The organism is Tardiphaga sp., assembly GCF_028290495.1.
GTDB lineage: Bacteria > Pseudomonadota > Alphaproteobacteria > Rhizobiales > Xanthobacteraceae > Tardiphaga.
Genome location: NZ_JAQGJT010000019.1, coordinates 39086 through 61718 on the forward strand (window position 1 = coordinate 39086; position 22633 = coordinate 61718).

Here is a 22633-nt window from a genome sequence, read left to right on the forward strand (position 1 = left end):
ATTTCCTCTCTGTAATGCCGATGGCTATGAGTTGGTTCCGGTCGGAATTGTCGACAGCGAGCGGCAGGTCGACAAAAGGCCTAGCCCCGGCCGGCTTGTCCCGGTACCCCCCACAAGCGCATAATCGCGGGAACAACGAGAACCGGTGCGGCAAATACGCCGCAGCGGTCGCAGATGGTGGAGGGGACGATGTCCGAGAAGATTTACGACGTGCCGGCCGAGTGGACCACGCGCGCCTTCGTCGATGACGCCAAATACACCAAAATGTACGCGCGATCGGTCAGCGATTCCGATGCGTTCTGGGCCGAGCAGGCAGAAAACCTCGACTGGATCGAGAAATTCACCAAGGTCGAGAACTCCTCGTTTGCGCCGGGCAATGTCTCGATCAAATGGTTCGAGGACGGCGTACTCAACGTCGCCTACAACTGCATCGACCGGCATCTGCCGGCGCGCGCCAACCAGACCGCTATCATCTGGGAGGGCGACGATCCCTCGCAATCGCGCCACATCACCTATCAGGAACTGCACGACGAGGTCTGCCGCTTCGCCAACATCCTGCGCACTCGCAACGTCCAGAAGGGCGACCGCGTCACCATCTATCTGCCGATGATCCCCGAGGCGGCTTACGCGATGCTGGCCTGCGCGCGGATCGGCGCGATCCATTCGGTGGTGTTCGCCGGCTTCTCGCCGGACTCGCTGGCGCAGCGCATCACCGACTGCCAGTCGAAGATCGTCATCACCGCGGACGAAGGCCTGCGCGGCGGCAAGAAGGTGCCGCTGAAGGCCAATGTCGATGCCGCCGTCGAAAAGGCCGGCAATGTCGACTGGGTCGTGGTGGTCAAGCACACCGGCGGTGCGATCAACATGGATCCGGTGCGCGACTTCTGGTACCGCGAAGCCGCCGAGATGGTCACCACCCAATGCCCGTGCGAACCGATGAACGCCGAAGATCCGCTGTTCATCCTGTACACTTCGGGCTCGACCGGCCAGCCCAAGGGGGTGCTGCACACCTCGGGCGGCTACCTGCTGTTCGCCTCGATGACGCACCACTACGTGTTCGACTATCATGAGGGTGATATCTACTGGTGCACCGCCGACGTCGGCTGGGTCACCGGCCACAGCTACATTCTCTACGGGCCGCTGGCCAACGGCGCGACCACGCTGATGTTCGAGGGTATCCCGACCTATCCGTCGACATCGCGGTTCTGGGAAGTGATCGACAAGCACAAGGTCAACATCTTCTACACCGCGCCGACCGCGATCCGTGCCCTGATGCAGGCCGGTGACGATCCCGTGCTGCGCACCTCGCGAGCCAGCCTGCGACTGCTCGGTTCGGTCGGCGAGCCGATCAATCCCGAAGCCTGGGAATGGTATCACCGCGTGGTTGGCGACGGGCGCTGCCCGATCGTCGATACCTGGTGGCAGACCGAGACCGGCGGCATCCTGATCACGCCGCTGCCCGGCGCAACAAGACTGAAGCCCGGCTCGGCGACGCGGCCGTTCTTCGGCGTGCAGCCGGAGATCGTCGATGCCGACGGGAAGGTCCAGACCGGCGAGACGCAGGGCAACCTGTGCATCGCCAAATCCTGGCCGGGCCAGATGCGGACCGTCTATGGCGACCACGACCGCTTCGAGCAGACCTATTTCTCGACCTATCCCGGCAAGTACTTCACCGGCGACGGCTGCCGCCGCGATGCCGATGGCTACTACTGGATCACCGGCCGCGTCGATGACGTCATCAACGTCTCCGGCCACCGCATGGGCACCGCCGAGGTCGAGAGTTCGTTGGTGGCGCATGCCAAGGTCTCGGAAGCCGCGGTGGTCGGCTATCCGCACGACATCAAGGGCCAGGGCATCTACGCCTACGTGACCCTGATGACCGGCACCGAGCCGACCGAAGAGTTGCGCAAGGAACTGGTGGCTTGGGTCCGCAAGGACATCGGCCCGATCGCCTCGCCAGACCTGATCCAGTTCGCACCGGGCCTGCCCAAGACCCGCTCCGGCAAGATCATGCGCCGCATCCTGCGCAAGATCGCCGAGGACGAACCGGGCACGCTGGGCGACACCTCGACGCTGGCCGATCCCGCCGTCGTCGATGATCTCGTCGAGCACCGGCAGAACAAGCGGCCGGTGGCGTAGAGGCGACGCACGGCAGATTATCAGCCGTCATTACGAGCCCCTGGCGAAATTGGCAGATCCAATTTCGTTGAGCGAAGCAATCCAGAAATCAAACGAAGACTGGATTGCTTCGTCGCTTCGCTCCCCGCAATGACGTGGAGACAGGGCCCTGCATGAGGCCTTTACGCTGGCGTAATGGCCGTTCGCGCATCCTCACACAAGTATCAGTCGCCAAGCCGCCCCTCCGGGCGGTTTCGCCGCTTGTGTTGTTTCCAAGTCATTTACTTTGTTCGCGGGATTTCCCCTTGATGCGGCCGTTCGGTCGCCGCCCGCTCCAGGTGCTACCGGATGCTTAAGGCTATCGGTTGATAGTTCCGAGGCCGTCGGTACTGGTTCATTGGAGAGTTGGATGTCGTTGAAACTCGCTGTCGCGCTAACCGCCACACTCGCAACAGGGACGCTGGCCTCGCATCCGGCGCAAGCCAGCCCAGCGCTCGTCGGCTTCCACGGCGATTACGCGCCCGGCACCATCGTGGTGAAGACCAGCGAACGCCGGCTTTATCTGGTACTCGAGCAGGGCCAGGCGATGCGCTACCCGGTCGGCGTCGGCAAGCCCGGCAAGCAGTGGGCCGGCGTCACCAAGATCGACGGCAAGTATCGCGAGCCGGCCTGGGCGCCTCCGGCCGAAGTGAAGCGCGACAATCCCCGAATTCCCGACGTGATCGCCGGCGGCTCGCCGTCCAACCCGATGGGCGTGGCAGCAATGACGCTGGCCGGCGGTGAATATGCCATTCATGGCACCAACCGGCCGGGCTCGATCGGCGGCTTCGTCTCTTATGGCTGCGTGCGAATGTACAACGAGGACATCAGCGACCTGTTCGGCCGCGTCCCCGTCGGCACCCCCGTGGTCGTGACGCAACGCTGAGCCGTCCCCTTGCACTTATAAAAAAAAGCCGCGCAGATGCGCGGCTTTTTTGTCAGTGCGGCAGGTACCGGACTCAGTGCTTGAAGTGGCGGACGCCGGTGAACACCATGGCGATGCCGGCGTCGTCGGCGGCCTTGATCACTTCATCGTCACGCACCGAGCCACCGGGCTGGATCACCGCGGTGGCGCCGGCTTCGATCGCCACCAGCAGGCCATCGGCGAACGGGAAGAAAGCGTCCGACGCCACCACCGAGCCCTTGGTCATCGGCTCGGCGAGCTTCATCTCGAGCGCCGCGTCCTGCGCCTTGCGCGCCGCGATGCGCGCGGAGTCGATCCGGCTCATCTGGCCGGCGCCGATGCCGACTGTGGCGAGGTTCTTGGCGTAGACGATGGTGTTGGACTTGATGTGCTTGGCGACGCGGAACGCGAATTTCAGGTCGCGCAATTCCGCCTCGGTCGGCTGCCGCTTGGTCACTGCGCGCAACGTCATGTCATCGACCACCGCATTGTCGCGGCTCTGCACCAGCAGACCGCCGGCGACGGTCTTATAGGTCAGGCCGGGCGCGCGCGGGTCGGGCAGGCTGCCGGCCAGCAGCAGGCGCAGGTTCTTCTTCGCCGCGACGATGGCGATCGCCTCGTCGGTGGCGTCGGGCGCGATGATCACTTCGGTGAAAATCTCGGTGATCGCGCGCGCGGCTTCCGCGTCCAGCGTGCGGTTCAGCGCGACGATGCCGCCGAACGCCGAGGTGGAATCGCAGGCCAGCGCCTTGCGATAGGCTTCAACCAGATCGCTGCCCTCGGCGACACCGCAGGGATTGGCGTGCTTGACGATGACGCAGGCCGGCGTGCGCCTGGCATCGAACTCGGCGATGCACTCATAGGCGGCGTCGGTGTCGTTGAGGTTGTTGTAGGACAATTGCTTGCCCTGTACCTGGCGCGCCGAAGCAACACCGGGCCGCAGTTCGGGCGTGCGGTAGAACGCAGCGCTCTGGTGCGGGTTTTCGCCGTAGCGCAAGGCCTCGACCAGCTTGCCGCCAATGCTGCGGAAATCCGGTGCCTCGATCTTGAGCTGCGCGGCGAACCAGTTGGAGATCGCGGCGTCATAGGCCCCGGTGCGCGCATAGGCCTTGGCGGCAAGACGGCGGCGCAGGCCTATCGTGGTCGCGCCCTTGTTGGTTGCGAGTTCGTCGAGCACCGATTGATAGTCGGAAGCCTCGACCACCACCGCGACGTCGTCGTGGTTCTTGGCGGCGGCGCGGATCATCGCGGGGCCACCAATGTCGATGTTCTCGATGCAGTCCTCGTAGGACGCGCCCTTCTCGACGGTCGCCTCGAACGGATAGAGGTTCACCACCAAAAGATCGATCGGCTTGATGCCGTGCTGCTTCATCGACTGCACATGCTCGGCATTGCCGCGGATCGCCAGCAGCCCGCCATGCACCCTTGGATGCAGCGTCTTGACACGGCCGTCCATCATCTCCGGGAAGCCGGTGAGGTCGGAGACGTCCGAGACCTTCAGCCCGGCCGCCGCGATCGCCTTGGCGGTACCGCCGGTCGACACCAGTTCGACGCCATGGGCGGCGAGCGCGCGCGCGAATTCGATCAGTCCGGTCTTGTCGGAAACGGACAGCAAAGCCCGGGTGATCGGGCGCGAATGGTCGGTCATGAGATGGATCCTGTGAGCAAGGCCGCCGCGTAGCACGCTTTGGCGTCTCGCGGAACCTTGGGAGAAGCCGCGCATGGCTGTTGGCCACAGGAAGCGGGTCCGCGGGGCAGACCTAAAGCGGCAATTCCGGCTCTTTGCGGGCGTTGCGGCGGGCATTGGTGGTCGCGGGCGACGAGGCGGAGCGGGCGAAGCTCCAGCGCACGCTGGCGGTATTTTTCGAGTTCTGCTTGATCACGATCTGCGCGGTACGGCGCGGGCCGTCATTGCCGGCCAGGAACACGCTGTCCTCAAGTTCGACCTTGTCGTCGAGCGCCTCGAAGGTCCAGACGTCGCGGTTCGGCAGCACCAGCATGACGCCGCGGGCGTCGGACAGCCGGCTGGCCTTCACCGAGGGATGCAGGTGGAAACGCACCGCATAGTCGGTATTGCTGCCCTTGAGGCGGGCGCCGGGCGCCAGTTGCAGCGTGTCCTCGCCATCCAGCCGCGAGCCGTCCTCGGCCATCATCAGCACCCGGCGATGCACCACGCCGAAGCGGCTCTGGTAGCCGTCATGCGAGGTCGTCAGCACGGTGCCGTTTTCGCTGATCTCGCGGTAGCTCTCGACCACGCGCGGCCCGTCGACAATCGGCGAGCCGAGGAGGAACTTCTTCATCGACGAACGCTCGACGAAGCGACACGACGAGGTCTCGTGATAGGTCACGGTGGAATGCGCCGGCGTGCCGCGCGCAAAAACGCGCCAGTTGTCGCGGCCAGTGGCGGGCATGCCGCAATTGATCACGATGCGGCTCGGGCCCGCAGAGAGCTCGAACGACAGCGTGCCGGCATGCGCCTCCGGGCTGAGCTTCGCCGGCGGCGGCGGGCCGGTATCGACGATGACAGTCATCGGCCCGGCGTCGAGCCGCTGGAAGCCGGTATGCGGCATGTTCACCATCGGCGTGCCGTGGGTGTCGTCATAGGCCAGCAGCGTCGCCAGCAGATGCGAGGGCGCGTTGCTCATGCCATTGAACAGAGCGAAGCTGCCGTCGCCGTGACGGAAGAAGCGCAGCATCGGCATCATGCGATCGATCGCATTGAGCAGCGCCGGCGGCGGCGCGATGTTGCGCGCGGCAAAGGTCTGGCGCAGCGGCAAAAGGTCGATCAGCAGTTCGATCAGCGCGCCGGGATTACGCGAGATGTGGCCGCCGTCGGGCAATATCTGGCGCTGCAATTCGTCGGACAGTTTTTTCGTCGCGGTGCGGATGTGGCGCGCCTGGTTGGCGAGGCATAAGGATGCGTAGCACAGCGCAATCAGCACCTGGAGCCGCGGCACACCGTCCGGCACATCCGACAATGTGTAGCGCAGGCCGCGGATCTCGCGGGTCAGGGCACGCAGATAACGACGGTAAAACTTGCCGTCGGTGTCGCCGAGCACCAGAGGTGCCTGCGACAAAAGCGAGATGACGCGGCGCGCGGTAACATCGGCGCGGCGGCCCACCGGGCGCCTGCGCGACGGGTTGGAGATCCAGTCGTCGACCAGCGAGCGCGCATTGGCGCGGGTGATCGCGGTATCGGCGGCGCGCAGATGGCGCAGCCAGCCGAAGCCGAGCAGCGCCACTTCCCAGTCTTCCGACGGCGGCTCCAGATCGAAGATCGAGCGGCCATGGCAGGTGACGATCTTGCCGGCGAACACGAAGCGGCCGGCATAGATTTCAGCGGCGCGGGTGGCGTCGGCGGTACGCAGGTCATGTGGCGCGATGATCAATCGATCGGTGCGGCCCGGCCACAGCCGCGACAGCGCCACCGAGCCGCCGGTGGCGCGCGACAGCGCCGTCCGCGCGAAGCGGCGCAGGATCAGCTTCGAGATACGTCTGCGATGAGCGACCACGCGCGCCTTTAGGCAAGGATTCTTGCACCAGGGATTCTTGAACCAGAGATTCTTGGACCAAGAATTCTTGGATAACGGTTAAAAGTGTAGCGAATCCTTTTATCCGGAAACGCGCCAAGCGCACACTATAAGCCGGTCGGCTGTGGAAGACGCCTAAATCGACGAAAAATCCTGCAGAATCAGGATTTAACCAGCCGCGAGGCATAGAAGCCGTCGAGCCCGGACAGCCGCGGATCGGCATGGGGGAGGTGGCAGGGCAGGGTGCGCAGGTCGCCGTCGGCGTTAATGATCTCCGACAGGCCCGCGACCTCGCTGGCGTCCACCGGTGCGCGTTTCATTCCGGAATCGCCGGCCAGCAGGGCGGCGACAGCCTGTTCGCCTTCTTCGGGTTCCAGTGAGCAGGTGCAATAAACCAGGGTTCCACCGGGCTTCAACATGGTCACGGCCTTCTGCAGCAGCCGGCGCTGCAGCGTCGTCAGCAGCATGATGTCGGATTCCTGCTTCAGCCAAGCCACGTCGGGATGGCGGCGAATTGTACCGGTCGAGGCGCAAGGCGCGTCGAGCAGAATGCCGTCAAAGCCTTCGCCGGGATATTCGACCCCGTCGGAAATTACGGTCTCGGCCTGCAATGACAGCCGGGCGAGGTTTTCGCGCAACCGGGCGATCCGGTTCTGCGAACGGTCCACCGCGGTAACCTCTGCGCCGGCCTGCGCCAGTTGCGCGGTCTTGCCGCCGGGCGCGGCACAGAGGTCGAGCACGCGCTTGCCCTTGATGTCGCCGAACAAACGCACCGGCAAGGCGGCGGCGGCGTCCTGCACCCACCACTGGCCGTCGGAGAAGCCGGGCAGCATGGTCACCGAGCCCTGCAGCAAGGTCCGCACCGAGCCGGTCGGCAGCACCTCGCCGTGCAGCCGCGTCGCCCAGGCATCGTTTTCGGATTTCACGGTGAGATCGAGCGACGGCTCATGGCCGAGCGCCAGCGCCATGTCGCGCGCGGTCGCTTCGCCGTAATTCGCGTTCCAGCGCGTCATCAGCCATGCCGGTACGTCGAGCGTCTGCGACGCCACCTCGTCGATCAGGGGCTGGCCCTCGCGGGCACAGCGGCGCAGCACGGCGTTGACGAGGCCGGCATATTTCGCTGCACGACGGTCGGACTGTACCATTCGCACCGACAGGTCGACGGCGGCGTGATCAGGAACATCCATCCAGAGAATTTGCGCGGCGCCGATCAGCAACGCGCTCTGCGCGCGCGGCGCGTCGGTCGGCACGCCACGATCGAGCAGACGCGACAGCACATGACCGAGCGTGCCCATGCGGCGCAGAATCGTCGCCACCAGCCGGCGCATCAGCGCGCGGTCGCGGTCGGACAGCGCCTTCAGGCCGGGATGCGCGGCGGCGCCTTCAAGCTGATCGTCGAGGGTGCGGCGCTTGTGCAACACGCCATCCAGAATATCGGCCGCAATGCGACGCGCGGCGAGGCCGGGCACCTCGGTGGGCGGGGCGTATCTGACTTGCGACATGGGAAACTTCACGAAAGAGGATCATCGTCGGCGCGGCCGGCTTGCGCGCGCCATCGGGCAAAAAATTTACTCGCACGCGAATATGCCAAATGTAAGAATCGATTTTATATACTCATCATCCGCATTGGTCTTATCAAATCAGTGCCGCAATAATTCCACGCACAGCGTGCAGCAGGAAACGATATGAGCGAGATTCCCCTTGAACCGTCCGCCGACCCGGCAACTCCGGCGGTCGTGCCTGCGCTGGCACCGAAAAAAATTCTGTCGCCCGCCGCCCAGCGCGCACTCGCCGAGGCTGACGCGCGCCGCACCGCTGCGGCCATAAATACTGCCACCACGGCAAAAGAGTTTCAGGGCCCCGACGGTCTCGAGCCGACCCGATTCGGCGACTGGGAACGCAAGGGCATCGCATCGGATTTTTGAGAGAGAGAGAGAACTGTCTGTCATTCCGGGATGAGACAGACGGCGAAGCCGGATGGCGCAGGCCCGGAACCTCGATATGATACGATGAACATCTCGGGGTTCCCCGCCACTCCAATTGGAGTGGCTGAGGTTCGCTCGCAGCTTCGCTGCTCGCGCCCCGGAATGACGACAACAATCGCTTGCACCGCACCGCGACTCACATTGATGCTGTGACGATGGCTCGAACACACATCCATTCGTCGTCGCCGTGGCGCAGGAGGTTCTCTGCCGCATTGCCGTGGGTGTTCGTGCTGGGCATGGCCGCCGGCACGATGTTGCCGATCAAGCGCTGGGTGAACTGGCCACCCGCCGGGGAATGGAATACGCCGGAAGCGCGCGACGCCGAGACCATCGTGAAACGCACCGGCAACGCCAGCGGGCGGCATCCGGTCGACGTCCTCTACGGCATCGACGGCGACACCTTTGCCGCACGCGTGCACCTGGAGCCCGGCATCAACCTCACCACACGAATTCGCCTGCGCGGCATCGACGCGCCGGAGTTGAAGGGGCAATGCGCGCAGGAAATACGGCTCGCGGAAGCAGCAGGAGACGCGCTCAACACGCTGCTACGCGAGGGCGCGGTGACGATCTACAATATCGGACCTGACAAATATCCCGGCCGCGTGGTTGCCGATGTCGCGACGAAGCGCTCGCCGAACGTATCAGCAGCGCTGCTCGGCAGCGGCCATGCCCGCGGCTACACCGGTGGCCGGCGCAGTGGCTGGTGCGGCGCGCGCAGCTAGATTTCGACGGGCTCTTCGCGCACCCGGGCCAGCAACACCAGCCCGGCCACGAAGAACAACACCAGCACGGCCATGCCGGCCTTCTGGCTCGCAGTGACAGCGGTGACGATGCCGATCAGCAGCGGGCCGATGAAGGACGTGACCTTGCCGGTCAGCGCGAACAGCCCAAAGAACTGCGCGATGCGGTCCTGCGGCGCCATGCGGATCAGCAGCGTGCGCGACGCCGCCTGTAACGGGCCGCCGGCCATGCCGATCAGACATCCCAAAAGCAGATAGGCCTTCTCCGCAGGGGCCGCGAACAATCCACCACCCGGCACTGGCGGCGTCACGCTCCAGAACAAAATCGTGGTCTTGTCGATCATCAGGATGCCAACGATCGAGAGCAGCAGCAGCGACATGCTGCCGGCGATCACGCGCTTCGGTCCCAGCGCATCGTCGAGCCGGCCGCCGATGAAGGCGCCGATCGTGCCGGCCACCGCCAGCGTGATACCGAAGCTGCCGATCTGAATTGTGTTCCAGCCAAAGGTGCCGGCGGCGTAGATGCCGCCGAACGCGAACAACGACACCAGACCGTCGGTATAGATCATGTTGGCGATCAGGAACGCCATCATCGAGCGATGCCGCGGCAATTCGCGCAACGTCTCCCGGAGATCGCCCAGTCCTTCCTGAAGCGCGCGACGCGCGGACAGCTTGGCGGGAAAATCCGGCGTCAGCAGGAACATCGGCAGCACGAAGACCACAAACCACAGCCCGCTCAGCGGCCCGGTAATCCGGTCGCCCTCGAAACTCGCGGGGTCGAGGCCGAGGATCGGTATCAGCCCGAACAGCGTACGGCCGGTGATGGGATTGGCGGCCATGAAGCCGAGCACCACAATCAGGCTGAGAATGCCGCCGACATACCCCAGCGCCCAACCGGAGCCGGACAGCCGGCCTATTTTGTCAGGCGGCACCAGTTGCGGCATCATTGCGTTATTGAACACAGTCGCGAATTCGACGCCGATGGTCGCAAAGCCGTAGGCGATCAACAGCGGCAGGATGACATCGGGATTTCCCGGCTTGCCGATCCACATGATGCTGGCGCCGATCACGAAAATCGCGCCGAATGCAGCAATCCACGGCTTGCGGCGGCCACTGGCATCCGCGATGGCGCCGAGCACCGGCGAGGCCAAAGCGATCACCAGCCCGGCTGCGGCGGTAGCGAAGCCCCACATCGATTGCCCGGAAGCCGCATCCGCCGCCACGCGAGTGGCGAAATAGGGCGCGAACACGAAGGTGGTAATCAGGCTGAAATAGGGCTGCGCAGCCCAGTCGAAAAACATCCAACCGACCACCGCGGAACGCGGCGGGTAGGTCGCGGGCAATTCATCGGTAGCGTGTGCAGCGGCGGCCATGGCCATCAAGGGGTCTCCGCGAATCACACGATTGTGCCAGTTCGTTCGCAATGCATATAGGATTCACCAAGGCGGCGCGATCAAGACGGCCGCCGTCAGGAGCGACCTATGATCCGATTGATGTCTTTCCGCCGCGTCTTGATGGCTGCTTCACTATTCGTCGTGGTCGATTACGCAACTGCCCACGCCCAGGAGCAGCGCAGCATCTACACGCCGGCGCCAGCGAGCAACGCGCGTGCGGCCGCGGCCAAACACGGCATGGTTGTCGCGCAGGAAAAGATCGCGGCAAAGGTCGGCGCCGACGTGATGGCGCGCGGCGGCAACGCCGTGGATGCCGCGGTGGCGACCGGCTTTGCGATGGCGGTGACTTATCCGCGCGCCGGCAATATCGGCGGCGGCGGCTTCATGGTGATCCACTCCGCCGACCGCCAAGAGGACATCGCCATCGATTACCGCGAAACCGCCCCGGCCGCGACGACGCGCGATATGTTCCTGGGCACAGACGGCCAGCCGGACATCGCGAAGTCGCGCGACTCCGCGCTCGGCATCGGCGTTCCCGGCACGGTCGCGGGCCTCGCATTGGCGCTGGAGAAATACGGCTCCGGCAAGTTCACGCTCTCCGACATGCTGCAGCCGGCGATTGCGCTCGCGCGCGATGGCTTCGTGCTGGCGGACGATCTGGCCGACACCCTGCCGGACTGGCGCCGCCGACTGTCGCGCTGGCCGAAGTCGCTACGCATGATCACGCGCGCCGACGGCACCGCGCTGCGTCCCGGCGACACGCTCGTGCAAGGCGATCTGGCGACGACATTGTCCGCGATCGCGGCACAGGGACCCCGCGGTTTCTATCAAGGACCTGTCGCGGAAAAGCTGGTCGATGGCATCAAGGCGGCCGGCGGGATTTTTACGATCGATGATCTGAAGAACTACCAGCCGGTCATTCGCCCGCCGGTACGTGGCCATTACCGCGGCTACGACATCGTCTCGATGCCGCTGCCGTCGTCCGGAGGCACGGTGCTGGTCGAGACGCTGAATATCCTCGAAGGCTTTCCGATGGGGGAGATGACGCAGGGCGCCGCGCCATCGCTGCATCTCCTGATCGAGGCGATGAAGCGGGCTTACGCCGACCGCGCGCGCTATCTCGGCGATCCCGCCTTCGTCAACGCGCCGATCATCACGCTGCTGTCGAAGGACTACGCCGCAAAGCAGCGTGCCTCGATCGACCTTGCGCACGCGACGCCGTGGACCGATGCGCTGTCCGCGGTGCCGCCGCGCGAAGGCAGCAACACCACGCATTATTCGGTGGTCGATGCCGCCGGCAATGCGGTGAGCAACACCTACACATTGAACTTTCCCTACGGCGTCGGCCTCGTCGCCGAGGGCACCGGCGTGCTGCTCAATAACGAGCTTGACGATTTCACCGCCGCGCCCGGCGCGTCGAACGCCTTCGGCCTGGTCGGCTTTGAAGCCAACCTGCCGGGTCCGGGCAAGCGGCCGCTGTCATCGATGTCGCCAACCATCGTGCTGAAGGACGGTAATCCTGTTCTGGTGACGGGCTCGCCCGGCGGCAGCCGCATCATCTCCACCGTGCTGCAAGTCATCGTCAACGTGCTAGACTATCGCCTTGACGTTACATCAGCCGTTGCCGCGCCACGCCTGCATCACCAGTGGTTGCCGGACGAGGTGCGCATCGAGCGCGGATTTTCCGAGGAGACGCTGACGGCGTTGAAAGTGATGGGCCATCGGGTCATCGAGCCGATGGGCCAGACGTCGGCAAATTCGATTGCCGTGATACCTGACGGCTTGCTCGGCGCACCTGATCCGCGTACGCGTGGCGCAGAGGCATCAGGATACTGACGTCCGTTGATCCTACAGGTCCCGGCAATAGCCGTAGGGCCACCAACAGCTTACGGGGGAAACATTATTATGAGCGATAACAGACCGGCCGATCCCGGCGCGATTGAGCGCGCAGAGATCGAAGACACCAGCCTTCTTGCTTTCTATCGAGACATGAACCAGCCGGAACGGCGCACGTTCTGGGCCTGCGCCACGGGCTGGGCGCTCGACGGCATGGACTTCATGATCTACCCGCTGGTGATCGGCACCATCATCGTGATGTGGAAAGTCGATCCCGGCACCGCCGGCCTCGCCGGCACTGTCACGCTGCTCGCCTCCGCGATCGGCGGCTGGCTCGGCGGCTATCTTGCCGACCGCATCGGCCGCGTCCGCACCCTGCAGATCACCATCCTGTGGTTCTCGTTCTTCTCGCTGGTCTGCGCCTTCGTGCAGAACTTCGACCAGCTGCTGGTCGCCCGTGCACTGCTCGGCCTTGGCTTCGGCGGTGAGTGGGCCGCAGGCGCCGTGCTGATGGGCGAGGCGATCCGTCCGCAGTATCGCGGCCGCGCGGTCGGCTCGGTGCAATCCGGCTGGGCAATCGGCTGGGGTCTTGCCGTGCTGTCGCAAGCGATCCTGTTCTCCTATCTGCCGCCGGAAATCGCATGGCGCTGGATGTTCGCGATCGGCGCATTGCCGGCTTTGCTGGTGCTGTATCTGCGTCGCTACGTGGAAGAGCCGAAGATCTCCGTCGAGACCCGCGCGCGACAGAAGGCGACCGGCGACCGGCCGAAGCTGAGCGAGATTTTCGCCGGCCCGATGCTGAAGACGACGATCCTGGCCTCGCTCGCCGCGACCGGTTGTCAGGGCGGATACTACGCGATCACCTTCTGGGTGCCGCGCTTTCTCACCACCGAGCGCAAGCTGTCGATCGTGTCGTCGACCGGCTATCTCTCCGCTCTGATCGTCGGCTCCTTCGTCGGCTATCTGGTCGGTGCCTGGCTCGCCGATCGTATCGGCCGGCGCAACCTGTTCCTGACCTTCTCGCTCGGCGCCATCGCCGTGATCCTGGTCTACACGCAGGTGCCGCTGACCAACGAAATGCTGTGGGTCCTGGGCTTCCCGCTCGGCTTCTTCGCCTCGGGCTACTTCTCGGGCATGGGCGCGTTCCTGACCGAGCTCTATCCGACCCGTCTGCGTGGCTCGGGCCAGGGCTTCTGCTACAATTTCGGCCGCGGCGTCGGTGCGCTGTTCCCGTTCCTGGTCGGCGCCCTGTCCACCACCACCAGCCTCGGCAATGCCATCGCCATCTTCGCGGTGCTGGCCTACGGCCTGTTCTTCATTGCAGCGTTTGCGCTGCCTGAAACGCGCGGACGTATTCTTTATGCAGACGCCTGATTCATCCCACGGCGAACCCCGGGCTTGCCCGGGGCCGCAACCGATCCAGCGCGGCGCGACACGGTTCACCGTGCCGCGCGGCGCCGTCGATACCCACGCCCATGTCATCGGCCTGCCGCCGGAATATCCGTTCGTGGCCGAACGCAGCTACACGCCGCCGGAAGCGACGGCAGCGTCCTATCTGTCGATGCTGGACGCCACCGGCGCGACCTACGGCGTGCTGACGCAAGTCAGCGTGCACGGCACCGACAACCGCCTGCTGGTCGACGCGCTCAGCGCCAACCGGCAGCGGCTGCGCGGCATCGCCGTGATTCCGCTGGATTGTCCGGAGAAGGACAAGGCAGCGCTGAAGGAGGCCGGCGTAGTCGGCCTGCGCATCAACGTGCTGTACGGCGGCGGCGTGGGCTTCTCGCAGCTGGAAGACTACGCAGCGCTTTGTCGCGAGATGGGCTGGCATCTCCAGTTCCTGATCGATGCCAAGGACATCCCGCCGCTGGCGTCGCGCTTTGCGAAGCTGCCGGTGCCGTTCCTGATCGACCACATGGGTCACTTCCCAACCTCGCGTGGCGTGGACGATCAGGGCTTCCAGGCCCTGCTCGGCGTGGTGCGTGACGGCGCATGGGTGCGTCTGTCCGGCGCCTATCGCACCAGCGTCGAAGGCCGGCCGCCCTACAGCGACACGATCCCCTTCGCGCGGCTGCTGGTCGAAGCCAATCCGGACCGTTGCGTCTGGGGATCCGACTGGCCGCATGTCGCCAACTGGGACGTCATGATGGGTGTAAACGAACTGCTCGACCTGCTCGCAGACTGGGTGCCTGACGAAGCGGTTCGCAACCGCATCCTCACCACCAATCCGCAAAAACTGTTCGGTTTTCCAGCCGTCTGAACTAGCGGCCCACCGAGTACGGCCCGCCTTTTTCCAGCGCACGCTGGTAGGCGGGCCGGGCGTGGATCTTCGCCAGAAATGCCATCGCCTTCGGATGCCCCTGTGCAAGCCCCGCGCGGCCGGCGGCAGCTTCCAGCGGGAAGCTCATCTGAATGTCCGCCGCGGTGAAATCCCCGCCCGCGAACCATTCGCTCTTGCCGAGCTCGCCTTCCCAAAATGCCATGTGCTGCTTGAGCTGCGGATTGACCATCGTATCCAGCGCCTTGGCCGAGATCGCCTTGACCAGCGGACGCAGCAGCAGCGGCGCACGCTTCGGCATGAAACCAAAGATCAGCTTCATCAGCAGCGGCGGCATCGCCGAGCCTTCGGCGTAATGCAGCCAATAGGTGAAGCGCAGCCGCTCCGGCGTGCCCACCGGCGGGATCAGCCGGCCTTCGCCGTAAGTGCCGACGATATATTCGATGATGGCGCCGGACTCGGCGATGGTGTTGCCGTTGTCGGTGATGACCGGCGACTTGCCGAGCGGATGGATCGCGCGCAATTCCGGCGGCGCCAGCATGGTCGGCAGACGCTGGTAGCGAACGATCTCATAGGGCACGCCTAGCTCTTCGAGCAGCCACAGCACCCGCTGCGAACGGGAATTATTGAGGTGATGGACAGTGAGCATGGCGGTCCTCAGGTTCGGGGAAGGGCGTTTCGGCAGGCAATATTATCACCCGGGTATTATTGACAATAATATTACCCGGGCATAAATAAGCATCTCTATTACCGTCATTAGACAACAGGTGCAGACCATGACCAGAACTCTTTCGATCGGCTTTAGTGCATTCGCCGGCGACCGATTGCTGGCGACCGGACCACTGGCCGAGGTGGCAATTGCGGTGAAGATGGCATCCGGCGGCGCCATTGCCGCGCCGATTCTGATCTTCGACGACCGCACAGGCCGCGCGATCGACCTGGACCTTCGCGGCAGCCACCGCGAGATCGTCGCCCGCCTGCCTCAGCCGCCGCTGGAAAGCGCCGTGGAGACTGCGCCGCGCGGCCGCGGCCGGCCGAAGCTCGGCGTAGTGTCGCGCGAGGTGACGCTGCTGCCGCGGCATTGGGACTGGCTCAATGCACGCCCCGGCGGCGCGTCGGTGGCGCTACGCAAACTGGTCGAAGAGGCCCGGCGCGTTCACGCCGACGCCGACCGGATTCGCGCGGCCCGCGATGCCGCCTATCATTTCATGTCGGCGATGGCCGGCGACCGGCCACACTTCGAGGAAGCCGCGCGCGCGCTGTTTGCCGGCGATGAAGCACGCTTTGCGGCGCTGATCGCCGACTGGCCGGGCGATATCCGCGCGCACCTCTTGCGGCTTACTTCCGCCATCACATTGCAGCGACAGCCGGTTGATCCCGCCGCATCGAGCCGATAGGCTCCTTGAAATGACACTTGTCATATAAGGCTGCCCGGAAGAGGCTGCCGGCATTCAAGGGAGCCTTTCGTGACCGCACCAGCCCCGCAATTCCTGTTCGATTTCGGCAGCCCCAACGCCTTCCTCAGCCATGAGGCGATCCCGGCGATCGAAGCGCGCAGCGGCGCGAAGTTCGAATACGTGCCGGTGCTGCTCGGCGGCATCTTCAAGGCCACCAACAACAAGTCGCCGGCGGAATCACTGGCCGGCATCAAGAACAAGCGCGAATTCCACGCGCTGGAGACCGAGCGCTTCGTCAAGCGCTTCCAGGTCGCCCCCTATGTGATGAACCCGTTCTTCCCGGTGAATACGCTGAACCTGATGCGCGCGGCGATCGCCGCGCAGATCGAAGGTGTGTTCAAGAAGTACGTCGAGGCGGCGTTCCATCACATGTGGCGCGAGCCGAAAAAGATGGACGATCCGGAGATCGCGCTTGCCGCGCTGAATTCGTCGGGCATTGATGCCGCCAGATTGTTCACGCGCGCGCAGGAGCCGGAGGTGAAAGCGAAACTCGTCGTCAACACGCAGGACGCCGTTGAGCGCGGCGCGTTCGGCTCTCCCACTTTCTTCGTCGGCAACGAAATGTATTACGGCAAGGAACAGCTCCGCGAGATCGAGGATCTGTTTTCCGGCGCCGGCAAATGACGGAGCACCCCGTGCAAAAACGCAACGCCACGGTCGCTGTGATCGGCGCCGGCGATTTCATCGGCTCGGAGATCGCCAAAAAATTTGCCGCCGAAGGTTTCACGGTGTTCGCCGGTCGCCGCAATGGCGACAAGCTGGCGCCTCTGGTCGCGGAGATCGAGGCGATGGGCGGCACCATCGTGGCGCGCTCGCTGGATGCGCGCAAGGAGGAGGAGGTCACCGCCTTCCTGAACGACGCCGATGCGCACGCGCCGCTCGAAGTCTGCATCTTCAACATCGGCGCCAACGTCAATTTCCCGATCCTGGAGACCACCGAGCGGGTATTCCGCAAAGTCTGGGAGATGGCGTGCTATTCCGGCTTCCTCGCCGGGCGCGAGGCGGCGCGGCTGATGCTGGCGCGCGGGCAGGGCAATATCTTCTTCACCGGCGCCACCGCCAGTCTGCGTGGCGGCTCGGGATTTGCCGCTTTCGCCGCCGCCAAGTTCGGGCTGCGTGCGATCGCCCAATCGATAGCCCGCGAGCTCGGGCCGAAGAACATTCACGTCGCGCATCTGATCATCGATTCCGGCGTCGATACCGCCTGGGTGCGCGAGCGCCGCGAGGCGATGTGGGGCAAGGAGGCGCTCGACAATCCCGACCTGCTGATGCCGCCGGCCTCGGTCGCCGCATCCTACTGGCAGCTCTACCAGCAGCCGCGCAGCGCCTGGACATTCGAGCTGGAAATTCGCCCGTTCGGGGAGAAGTGGTAGTGCATGCCCTCATGGTGAGGAGGCGCCCTTGCGCCGTCTCGAACCATGAGGATGTTCATCCCGCGTCCCTCGAGACGCGGCCAAGTGGCCGCTCCTCGGGATGAGGGCGTAGCCAAGATCGTTTCAACTAACCATCAAGGACATTACCCATGCGTATTCTCGTGGTCGGCGCCGGTGCGATCGGCGGATACTTCGGCGGCAGGCTGCTGCAGGCTGGCAATGACGTCACTTTCCTGGTGCGAGCAAAGCGCGCTGCCGAACTGGCCGGCGCAGGTCTGGTAATCAAGAGCCCGCATGGCGATATCACGCTGAAGAATCCGCCGACGCTGCAGGCCGGCGCGTTCACGGAAAAATTCGATGCCGTGCTGCTGAGCTGCAAGGCGTTCGATCTCGACGACGCCATCGCGTCGTTCGCGCCCGCGGTCGGACCCGACACCGCGATTATCCCGATGCTCAACGGCATGCGGCACCTCGACGTGCTGGAGCAGAAGTTCGGCGCAGCCCATGTGATGGGCGGTCAGTGCCAGATCGCCGCGACGCTGAACGCGCAGCGCGAGGTGGTGCAGATGACGCCGATGCAGGCGCTGAGCTTCGGCGAGCGCAACGGCTCAATGTCGGCGCGGTTACAGAAACTCGCCGCCGTCATGGCGTCCGGAAATTTCGACGGCAAGCCCAGCACCACCATCCTGCATGACATGTGGGAGAAGTGGGTATTCCTGGCGACCATCGCAGGCGCCACCAGCGTGATGCGCGCGGCCATAGGCGATATCATTGCAGCCCCCGACGGCCGTGATTTCATCCTCGGCGTCCGCGACGAATGCGCCTCGGTGGCATCTGCCAACGGCTTTGCGCCGCGCGCCGCGTTTCTCGAACGCACCGTAGGCATGCTGACTGCAGTGGGCTCCAAGCTCACCGCTTCGATGTTCCGCGACATTTTGATCGGCGCACCGATCGAGGCCGACCAGATCATCGGCGACCTGATCGCCCGCGCCGACGCCGCCAAAATGCCGGTGCCGAAGCTGCGGGTAATCTATACGCACCTCAAGACGTATGAGAACGCGCGCGCGTAGCGTGGTCGTCCCGGCAAGCTCGCGCATCAGCGCAAGCGCAAGCCGGGCCCCATAACCTCCGTCCGCAATGGTTAGTCAGAGGCGGCAACCGCGCAGCACATTTTCCAGCGTGTATGGGTCCCGGATCGGCGTTCGCTTTGCTCACTTGTCCGGGACGACAGCGCTTGGCGAAGCTCACAGATGCGCGAAGTAATGCGCCATTGCGGTGATTTCCTCTTCGCTCAACGGAAAGGCGACATCGGCCATCGCGGCCATGCCGCCGCCGGAGCGGGCGCTGGACTTGTAATCGTGCAGCGCCTTGACGAGATATTCCTCGCGCTGGCCGGCGATGCGCGCCACCGCCTTGGTGCCGGCAAAGGATTCTCCGTGGCATGACGCGCAACGCCGGCCGACGGCGGCCTGCGCGCCCTTTGCCGAGAGATCGGGGTTGTCATCCGGCTTTTTTGGCGGCGGCGGCAGCGACGCAAAATACGCCGCGAGATTGCGGATGTCGTCATTCGTCAGGGGCTCCACGACCGGCTGCATCTGCTCGTTCTTCCGTGTGCCACTGCGGAAAAACACCAGCTGCCACTGGATGAACGCGTCGGGCTGCGCCGCCAGCGACGGAATATTCTCGATCTGCGAATTGCCGTTCTCGCCGTGACAGCCACTGCAAAGTTCGGCCTTCTCCTTGCCGGCGGCTAGGTCGGCGGCGTGCGACGCCGGCACACTCGAAAATAAGAAACAGAGTGCGACGGCAGACAGCAATCTCATCATACGCATTCCATTTCCGACCCATCGGCCTTCATTGCGAGGCGCAGAGCGACGAAGCAATCCAGGCGACAGGTGAAGAAAGCACTGGATTGCTTCGCTACGCTCGCAATGACGTGGAGAGAGCAGTGCGCCGCCTCTCCGACGTCACGTGCGCAGCCTTACTTGCTGTAGCTGATGCGGTACACCGCACCCGCCCAGTCGTCGGCCACCAGCAACGAGCCATCCTTGGCCAGCACGATATCGGCGGGACGACCAAGATAGCCCTGGTCACCCTCGATCCAGCCGGACGCAAAGATCTCCTGCCTGGCGTTCTTGCCGTCGGGACCGGCGATCACGCGCTTGATGCGTGCACCCTGGTACTTATGCCGGTTCCAGGAACCGTGCTCGGCGATGAAGATGTTGTTTTTGTAGGCGGCGGGGAATTGATCGCCGGTATAGAACTTCATCCCCAAGGGAGCGACATGCGCGCCGAGGTTCAACACCGGCGGCGTGAACTCCGAGCACTGGTGCCCCATCGCGAACTTCGGATCCGGCATGTCGCCCTGATGACAATGCGGATAGCCGAAATGCTCGCCAAGCTTCGAGATCATGTTGAGCTTGTCGCTCGGCATGTCGTCGCTGATCCAGTCGCGGGCATTCTCGGTGAACCAGTACTTGCCGGTGCGCGGATCGACGTCGCCGCCGACGCTGTTGCGAACGCCGAGCGCCACGATTTCCGCATTGCCGGTCTTCGGATCGACGCGGCGGATCTGCGAAAGCGACGTCGGCGGGATGCCGATGTTGAAGGGAGGTCCGAACGGCACGTAGAACCAGCCGTCCTTGTCCGGCGCCAGATACTTCCAGCCATGCGCGGCGTAAGACGGCATGTCGTCATACACCACCTTGCCGGCGCCAAGCTTGTCGAGATTGGCTTCGGCGTTGTCGTAACGGATCAGCTTGTCGATATCGATGACGTAGAGCGCGCCGCCCTGGAAAGCGATGCCGGTCGGCATCTTCAAGCCCTTGATGACGGTCTTGACCTCTTTCTTGCCGCCCTTGTCGGTGATCGCATAGACGTTGCCGAGACCGAACGAGCCGACGAACAGCGTGCCGTTATCGCCCCACGCCATCTGCCGCGCCGCGAGCACGCCGGAGGCATAGACCTCGATCTTGAATCCTTCCGGAAGTTTGATCTTCTTCATCATCGCCGCAAGTTCGGCGTCGGACGCGCCGGTCGGCGGCCCGGACGGCGGCGCCAGCCCCTTCTGGGCTTCGGTCTCATCGCCGAGGAACCAGTCATCGGGCGGGTTGGTCCAGAAGTCCTTGGTGTCGGATTTGTAGCTCTTGAGCTTTTCCTGAGCGCTGGCGTGACCTATCCCGGCGATGGCGAGGACGGTGGCGCATGCGAGCACGGATCGACGAAACATCGATGTCATCGTGTCACTCCCTGTGCAGCTCGTTGCGGCTGCGATGTCTTGTTTGAACCTACGAGACGATTTTATTGGTCGGCGGTTGAGCAGACGTCAAATGCTACCACATGTTTTTGCCGCGCCAAGTGCTGCGTAGGGCGTGCAACGCAAAGTGATAGTGCGGCCATCCGCTGCATTGCGACAACGGATAGCTTCTCATCGCATCCGCTGGTACGAGTCAGGCGCGCACACACAGCCATCGATCCATGTCTTGGCAAATCTTGGCGAAGTCAGGCAGGAACCCTCGGGCGGCGCGCAGCAGATATCGCGAGTGGAACTACGATGGGCGCGGCCGTCCGGGTTCTCCCATCGTGCATTCCAGCGCGGCGCGATCCCACTTCGCCAGAGTAGCCGCGGCCTCATAGGTGCTTTGCAGGAACTGCAGCAGCACGGCGTCCGGATCGGCGGCGGTTCGTACAGCGTCATACGGCAGAATGAATTCGCCGAGCTCCTTGCTGAAGAACGCGGCTTCCGGCTGCACGCGCGCGTCGGCAAAGCCCTCGGGGGCGGGATAGGCGTAGGAATAGAACGCGGGATAATCGATCGCGCCGCCGCCGGGCCAGAAGCCGGCGCTGCTCACTTCGTGCGAATAGGCCTCGCGCGCGACGGCATCGGACAAATGCGGCACGCCGCCGGGATGCGGCGGGGCAGGGCGTCCGGAGAAGCGCGTCACCGCGAAATCGAAGCTGCCCCAGAAGAAATGTACCGGACTGGCCTTGCCGAGAAAGCCGGTGCGGAATTGTTTGAACACCCGGTCGGCCTGCCGCAGCAACTGTCCGAAGCGGCCGACGGCGTCGGCATCATAGCTGGCGTGGCTGTGATCCTCGCTGAACCGGATCGGCGCGGCGACTTCGTTCGGCAGGTCATCGATCTCGACGGCGATACCGAGTTCGGCGAGCGCCACCTGCAGTTCGGCATAGAAGCTAGCTACCGATTGCGGCCGCAACGGCAGTTGCCGGCGCGCGCCGTCGGAGGTGTCGATGCGCAGCACGTGATCAATGAAGTCGAATGCGATCTCGAAGCTTCCGGCGCCGTCAGGGATCGACGACGTCGTCAGCCCGCGCGTCGTCACATAGAGCACGACATGCCAGGAGTGATTGAGCCACGATGTTTTCGACAGCCGTATCTTGCCTACTATCTGAGTCCATAGCTGCAGCGTCTCGGCGCTTTCGCGCCAAGCCGGATAATTCAGCTCAGGCCATGCGGCTGCGCTCAAAGCGTCCCCTTGGTGAGATAATTGTACAGCACCGCCAGGGCGACCAAACCGATGAAGATCAGCGCCACGGGCAGCTTCTTCTTTTCGCGCGGCGGCGGGGTCGGCTTGATCTTGCGGAACGGCGTGACGTTGTCGCCGCCAAGGTTGTCAGACATGATTCGGGCTTTCGGCGCGGTCTTGATGATGGGGGCCGTGCCGGTGCCGCCCATGCGGGAATAATAGCTCCGGTACACGAGCTGTATGGTGGTCTCGGCTGCGGTCGCCTCGGACGACTTGCCGCGCGCGGCCAGCGCACGATAGCCGGCGAAGAAGCCTTGCGATTCCTGCGGCAGCGCGTCGATGCTGTTGAGCTTGGCCATCATCAACCAGGTAGCAAAGTCGGCGCGCGCCTCGTCATTGGCACGCCTGGCGATTTCGAGGTTGGAATCCGTTTTAGCCGGCATCGTCAGTCCCGCACCCAGTGAGCGCCGGGATTGTCTGCCCAACGCCCGG

Annotated in this window: 20 protein-coding genes; 11 read left to right on the forward strand and 9 right to left on the reverse strand. The window is 64.3% G+C overall.

What is annotated here, in order from left to right; translation table 11 throughout:
- Window positions 1-189: 189 nt before the first annotated feature.
- Entirely contained in the window at window positions 190-2139 is a 1950-nt protein-coding gene (gene acs / locus JWQ24_RS03015) for an acetate--CoA ligase (RefSeq protein ID WP_299804173.1), read from the forward strand.
- 388 nt (window positions 2140-2527) lie between these two features.
- Window positions 2528-3043, forward strand: coding sequence for a L,D-transpeptidase (locus JWQ24_RS03020; RefSeq protein WP_299804176.1), 516 nt, complete (start codon window positions 2528-2530; stop codon window positions 3041-3043).
- 73 nt (window positions 3044-3116) lie between these two features.
- Here the strand turns inward: JWQ24_RS03020 and purH are convergent, their stop codons facing one another.
- From purH to JWQ24_RS03035, 3 genes are all read right to left on the reverse strand, one after another.
- Window positions 3117-4709: a bifunctional phosphoribosylaminoimidazolecarboxamide formyltransferase/IMP cyclohydrolase gene (purH, locus tag JWQ24_RS03025; protein WP_299804179.1), complete on the reverse strand. Its 1593-nt coding sequence runs from the start codon at window positions 4707-4709 to the stop codon at window positions 3117-3119.
- Between the two features lie 112 nt (window positions 4710-4821).
- Complete coding sequence (locus JWQ24_RS03030) at window positions 4822-6537, reverse strand: heparinase II/III family protein (RefSeq protein WP_299804290.1); 1716 nt, start codon at window positions 6535-6537, stop codon at window positions 4822-4824.
- Window positions 6538-6752: 215 nt separating this feature from the next.
- Window positions 6753-8093 (reverse strand): transcription antitermination factor NusB, encoded by a 1341-nt coding sequence (locus tag JWQ24_RS03035; protein ID WP_299804180.1) that lies wholly within the window; start codon window positions 8091-8093, stop codon window positions 6753-6755.
- Between the two features lie 183 nt (window positions 8094-8276).
- Here JWQ24_RS03035 and JWQ24_RS03040 point away from each other — a divergent pair, with 183 nt between their 5' ends.
- The gene (locus tag JWQ24_RS03040) at window positions 8277-8516 is read left to right on the forward strand and encodes a DUF1674 domain-containing protein (RefSeq protein ID WP_299804181.1); all 240 of its coding nucleotides are present in this window, start codon (window positions 8277-8279) and stop codon (window positions 8514-8516) included.
- Between the two features lie 215 nt (window positions 8517-8731).
- Window positions 8732-9298, forward strand: a complete 567-nt coding sequence (locus tag JWQ24_RS03045) for a thermonuclease family protein (protein ID WP_299804183.1) — start codon at window positions 8732-8734, stop codon at window positions 9296-9298.
- Here JWQ24_RS03045 and JWQ24_RS03050 read toward each other — a convergent pair.
- On the reverse strand, window positions 9295-10695 hold the full coding sequence (locus JWQ24_RS03050; protein WP_299804186.1) for an MFS transporter: 1401 nt from the start codon (window positions 10693-10695) through the stop codon (window positions 9295-9297). The genes JWQ24_RS03045 and JWQ24_RS03050 overlap by 4 nt on opposite strands.
- 102 nt (window positions 10696-10797) lie before the next feature.
- Between JWQ24_RS03050 and ggt the strand changes: the two genes are divergently transcribed.
- The 3 genes from ggt (at window position 10798) to JWQ24_RS03065 (ending at window position 14806) form a co-directional block, all read left to right on the forward strand.
- A complete protein-coding gene (ggt, locus tag JWQ24_RS03055; protein WP_299804189.1) occupies window positions 10798-12546 on the forward strand; it encodes a gamma-glutamyltransferase in 1749 nt (582 codons plus the stop codon).
- Between the two features lie 69 nt (window positions 12547-12615).
- The gene (locus tag JWQ24_RS03060) at window positions 12616-13920 is read left to right on the forward strand and encodes an MFS transporter (RefSeq protein ID WP_299804192.1); all 1305 of its coding nucleotides are present in this window, start codon (window positions 12616-12618) and stop codon (window positions 13918-13920) included.
- Entirely contained in the window at window positions 13907-14806 is a 900-nt protein-coding gene (locus JWQ24_RS03065; RefSeq protein ID WP_299804195.1) for an amidohydrolase family protein, read from the forward strand. The genes JWQ24_RS03060 and JWQ24_RS03065 overlap by 14 nt, the downstream gene beginning before the upstream one ends.
- A 1-nt stretch (window position 14807) precedes the next feature.
- On the opposite strand, the gene JWQ24_RS03070 is transcribed toward JWQ24_RS03065, so the two are convergent.
- Window positions 14808-15473: a glutathione S-transferase gene (locus JWQ24_RS03070; RefSeq protein WP_299804198.1), complete on the reverse strand. Its 666-nt coding sequence runs from the start codon at window positions 15471-15473 to the stop codon at window positions 14808-14810.
- 127 nt (window positions 15474-15600) lie between these two features.
- Between JWQ24_RS03070 and JWQ24_RS03075 the strand changes: the two genes are divergently transcribed.
- The 4 genes from JWQ24_RS03075 (at window position 15601) to panE (ending at window position 18724) form a co-directional block, all read left to right on the forward strand.
- A complete protein-coding gene (locus JWQ24_RS03075; RefSeq protein ID WP_299804201.1) occupies window positions 15601-16221 on the forward strand; it encodes a DUF2239 family protein in 621 nt (206 codons plus the stop codon).
- A gap of 69 nt (window positions 16222-16290) precedes the next feature.
- Window positions 16291-16905 carry a 2-hydroxychromene-2-carboxylate isomerase gene (locus tag JWQ24_RS03080; RefSeq protein WP_299804204.1) on the forward strand — a complete coding sequence of 205 codons (615 nt, stop codon included), beginning with the start codon at window positions 16291-16293 and terminating at the stop codon, window positions 16903-16905.
- 11 nt (window positions 16906-16916) lie between these two features.
- Window positions 16917-17654 carry an SDR family NAD(P)-dependent oxidoreductase gene (locus tag JWQ24_RS03085; protein ID WP_299804206.1) on the forward strand — a complete coding sequence of 246 codons (738 nt, stop codon included), beginning with the start codon at window positions 16917-16919 and terminating at the stop codon, window positions 17652-17654.
- A 149-nt stretch (window positions 17655-17803) separates the two neighbouring features.
- Window positions 17804-18724 carry a 2-dehydropantoate 2-reductase gene (gene panE / locus JWQ24_RS03090; RefSeq protein WP_299804209.1) on the forward strand — a complete coding sequence of 307 codons (921 nt, stop codon included), beginning with the start codon at window positions 17804-17806 and terminating at the stop codon, window positions 18722-18724.
- A gap of 174 nt (window positions 18725-18898) precedes the next feature.
- Here the strand turns inward: panE and JWQ24_RS03095 are convergent, their stop codons facing one another.
- The 4 genes from JWQ24_RS03095 to JWQ24_RS03110 all read right to left on the reverse strand — a co-directional run bounded on the left by JWQ24_RS03095 (window position 18899) and on the right by JWQ24_RS03110 (window position 22584).
- Window positions 18899-19477 carry a c-type cytochrome gene (locus tag JWQ24_RS03095; protein ID WP_299804212.1) on the reverse strand — a complete coding sequence of 193 codons (579 nt, stop codon included), beginning with the start codon at window positions 19475-19477 and terminating at the stop codon, window positions 18899-18901.
- Window positions 19478-19635: 158 nt separating this feature from the next.
- Entirely contained in the window at window positions 19636-20892 is a 1257-nt protein-coding gene (locus JWQ24_RS03100) for a PQQ-dependent sugar dehydrogenase (RefSeq protein WP_299804214.1), read from the reverse strand.
- A 310-nt stretch (window positions 20893-21202) separates the two neighbouring features.
- Complete coding sequence (locus JWQ24_RS03105) at window positions 21203-22141, reverse strand: DUF5996 family protein (RefSeq protein ID WP_299804216.1); 939 nt, start codon at window positions 22139-22141, stop codon at window positions 21203-21205.
- A complete protein-coding gene (locus JWQ24_RS03110; protein WP_299804219.1) occupies window positions 22138-22584 on the reverse strand; it encodes a hypothetical protein in 447 nt (148 codons plus the stop codon). The genes JWQ24_RS03105 and JWQ24_RS03110 overlap by 4 nt, the downstream gene beginning before the upstream one ends.
- Window positions 22585-22633 lie beyond the last annotated feature (49 nt).

Excerpts from the sequence above, each read along its gene's own strand:
- acs (WP_299804173.1), top strand. The coding sequence starts at position 190 with ATGTCCGAGAAGATTTACGACGTGCCGGCCGAGTGGACCACGCGCGCC.
- JWQ24_RS03020 (WP_299804176.1), top strand. The coding sequence starts at position 2,528 with ATGTCGTTGAAACTCGCTGTCGCGCTAACCGCCACACTCGCAACAGGG.
- purH (WP_299804179.1), bottom strand. The coding sequence starts at position 4,709 with ATGACCGACCATTCGCGCCCGATCACCCGGGCTTTGCTGTCCGTTTCC.
- JWQ24_RS03035 (WP_299804180.1), bottom strand. The coding sequence starts at position 8,093 with ATGTCGCAAGTCAGATACGCCCCGCCCACCGAGGTGCCCGGCCTCGCC.
- JWQ24_RS03040 (WP_299804181.1), top strand. The coding sequence starts at position 8,277 with ATGAGCGAGATTCCCCTTGAACCGTCCGCCGACCCGGCAACTCCGGCG.
- JWQ24_RS03045 (WP_299804183.1), top strand. The coding sequence starts at position 8,732 with ATGGCTCGAACACACATCCATTCGTCGTCGCCGTGGCGCAGGAGGTTC.
- JWQ24_RS03050 (WP_299804186.1), bottom strand. The coding sequence starts at position 10,695 with ATGGCCATGGCCGCCGCTGCACACGCTACCGATGAATTGCCCGCGACC.
- ggt (WP_299804189.1), top strand. The coding sequence starts at position 10,798 with ATGATCCGATTGATGTCTTTCCGCCGCGTCTTGATGGCTGCTTCACTA.
- JWQ24_RS03060 (WP_299804192.1), top strand. The coding sequence starts at position 12,616 with ATGAGCGATAACAGACCGGCCGATCCCGGCGCGATTGAGCGCGCAGAG.
- JWQ24_RS03065 (WP_299804195.1), top strand. The coding sequence starts at position 13,907 with ATGCAGACGCCTGATTCATCCCACGGCGAACCCCGGGCTTGCCCGGGG.
- JWQ24_RS03070 (WP_299804198.1), bottom strand. The coding sequence starts at position 15,473 with ATGCTCACTGTCCATCACCTCAATAATTCCCGTTCGCAGCGGGTGCTG.
- JWQ24_RS03075 (WP_299804201.1), top strand. The coding sequence starts at position 15,601 with ATGACCAGAACTCTTTCGATCGGCTTTAGTGCATTCGCCGGCGACCGA.
- panE (WP_299804209.1), top strand. The coding sequence starts at position 17,804 with ATGCGTATTCTCGTGGTCGGCGCCGGTGCGATCGGCGGATACTTCGGC.
- JWQ24_RS03095 (WP_299804212.1), bottom strand. The coding sequence starts at position 19,477 with ATGAGATTGCTGTCTGCCGTCGCACTCTGTTTCTTATTTTCGAGTGTG.
- JWQ24_RS03100 (WP_299804214.1), bottom strand. The coding sequence starts at position 20,892 with ATGACATCGATGTTTCGTCGATCCGTGCTCGCATGCGCCACCGTCCTC.
- JWQ24_RS03110 (WP_299804219.1), bottom strand. The coding sequence starts at position 22,584 with ATGCCGGCTAAAACGGATTCCAACCTCGAAATCGCCAGGCGTGCCAAT.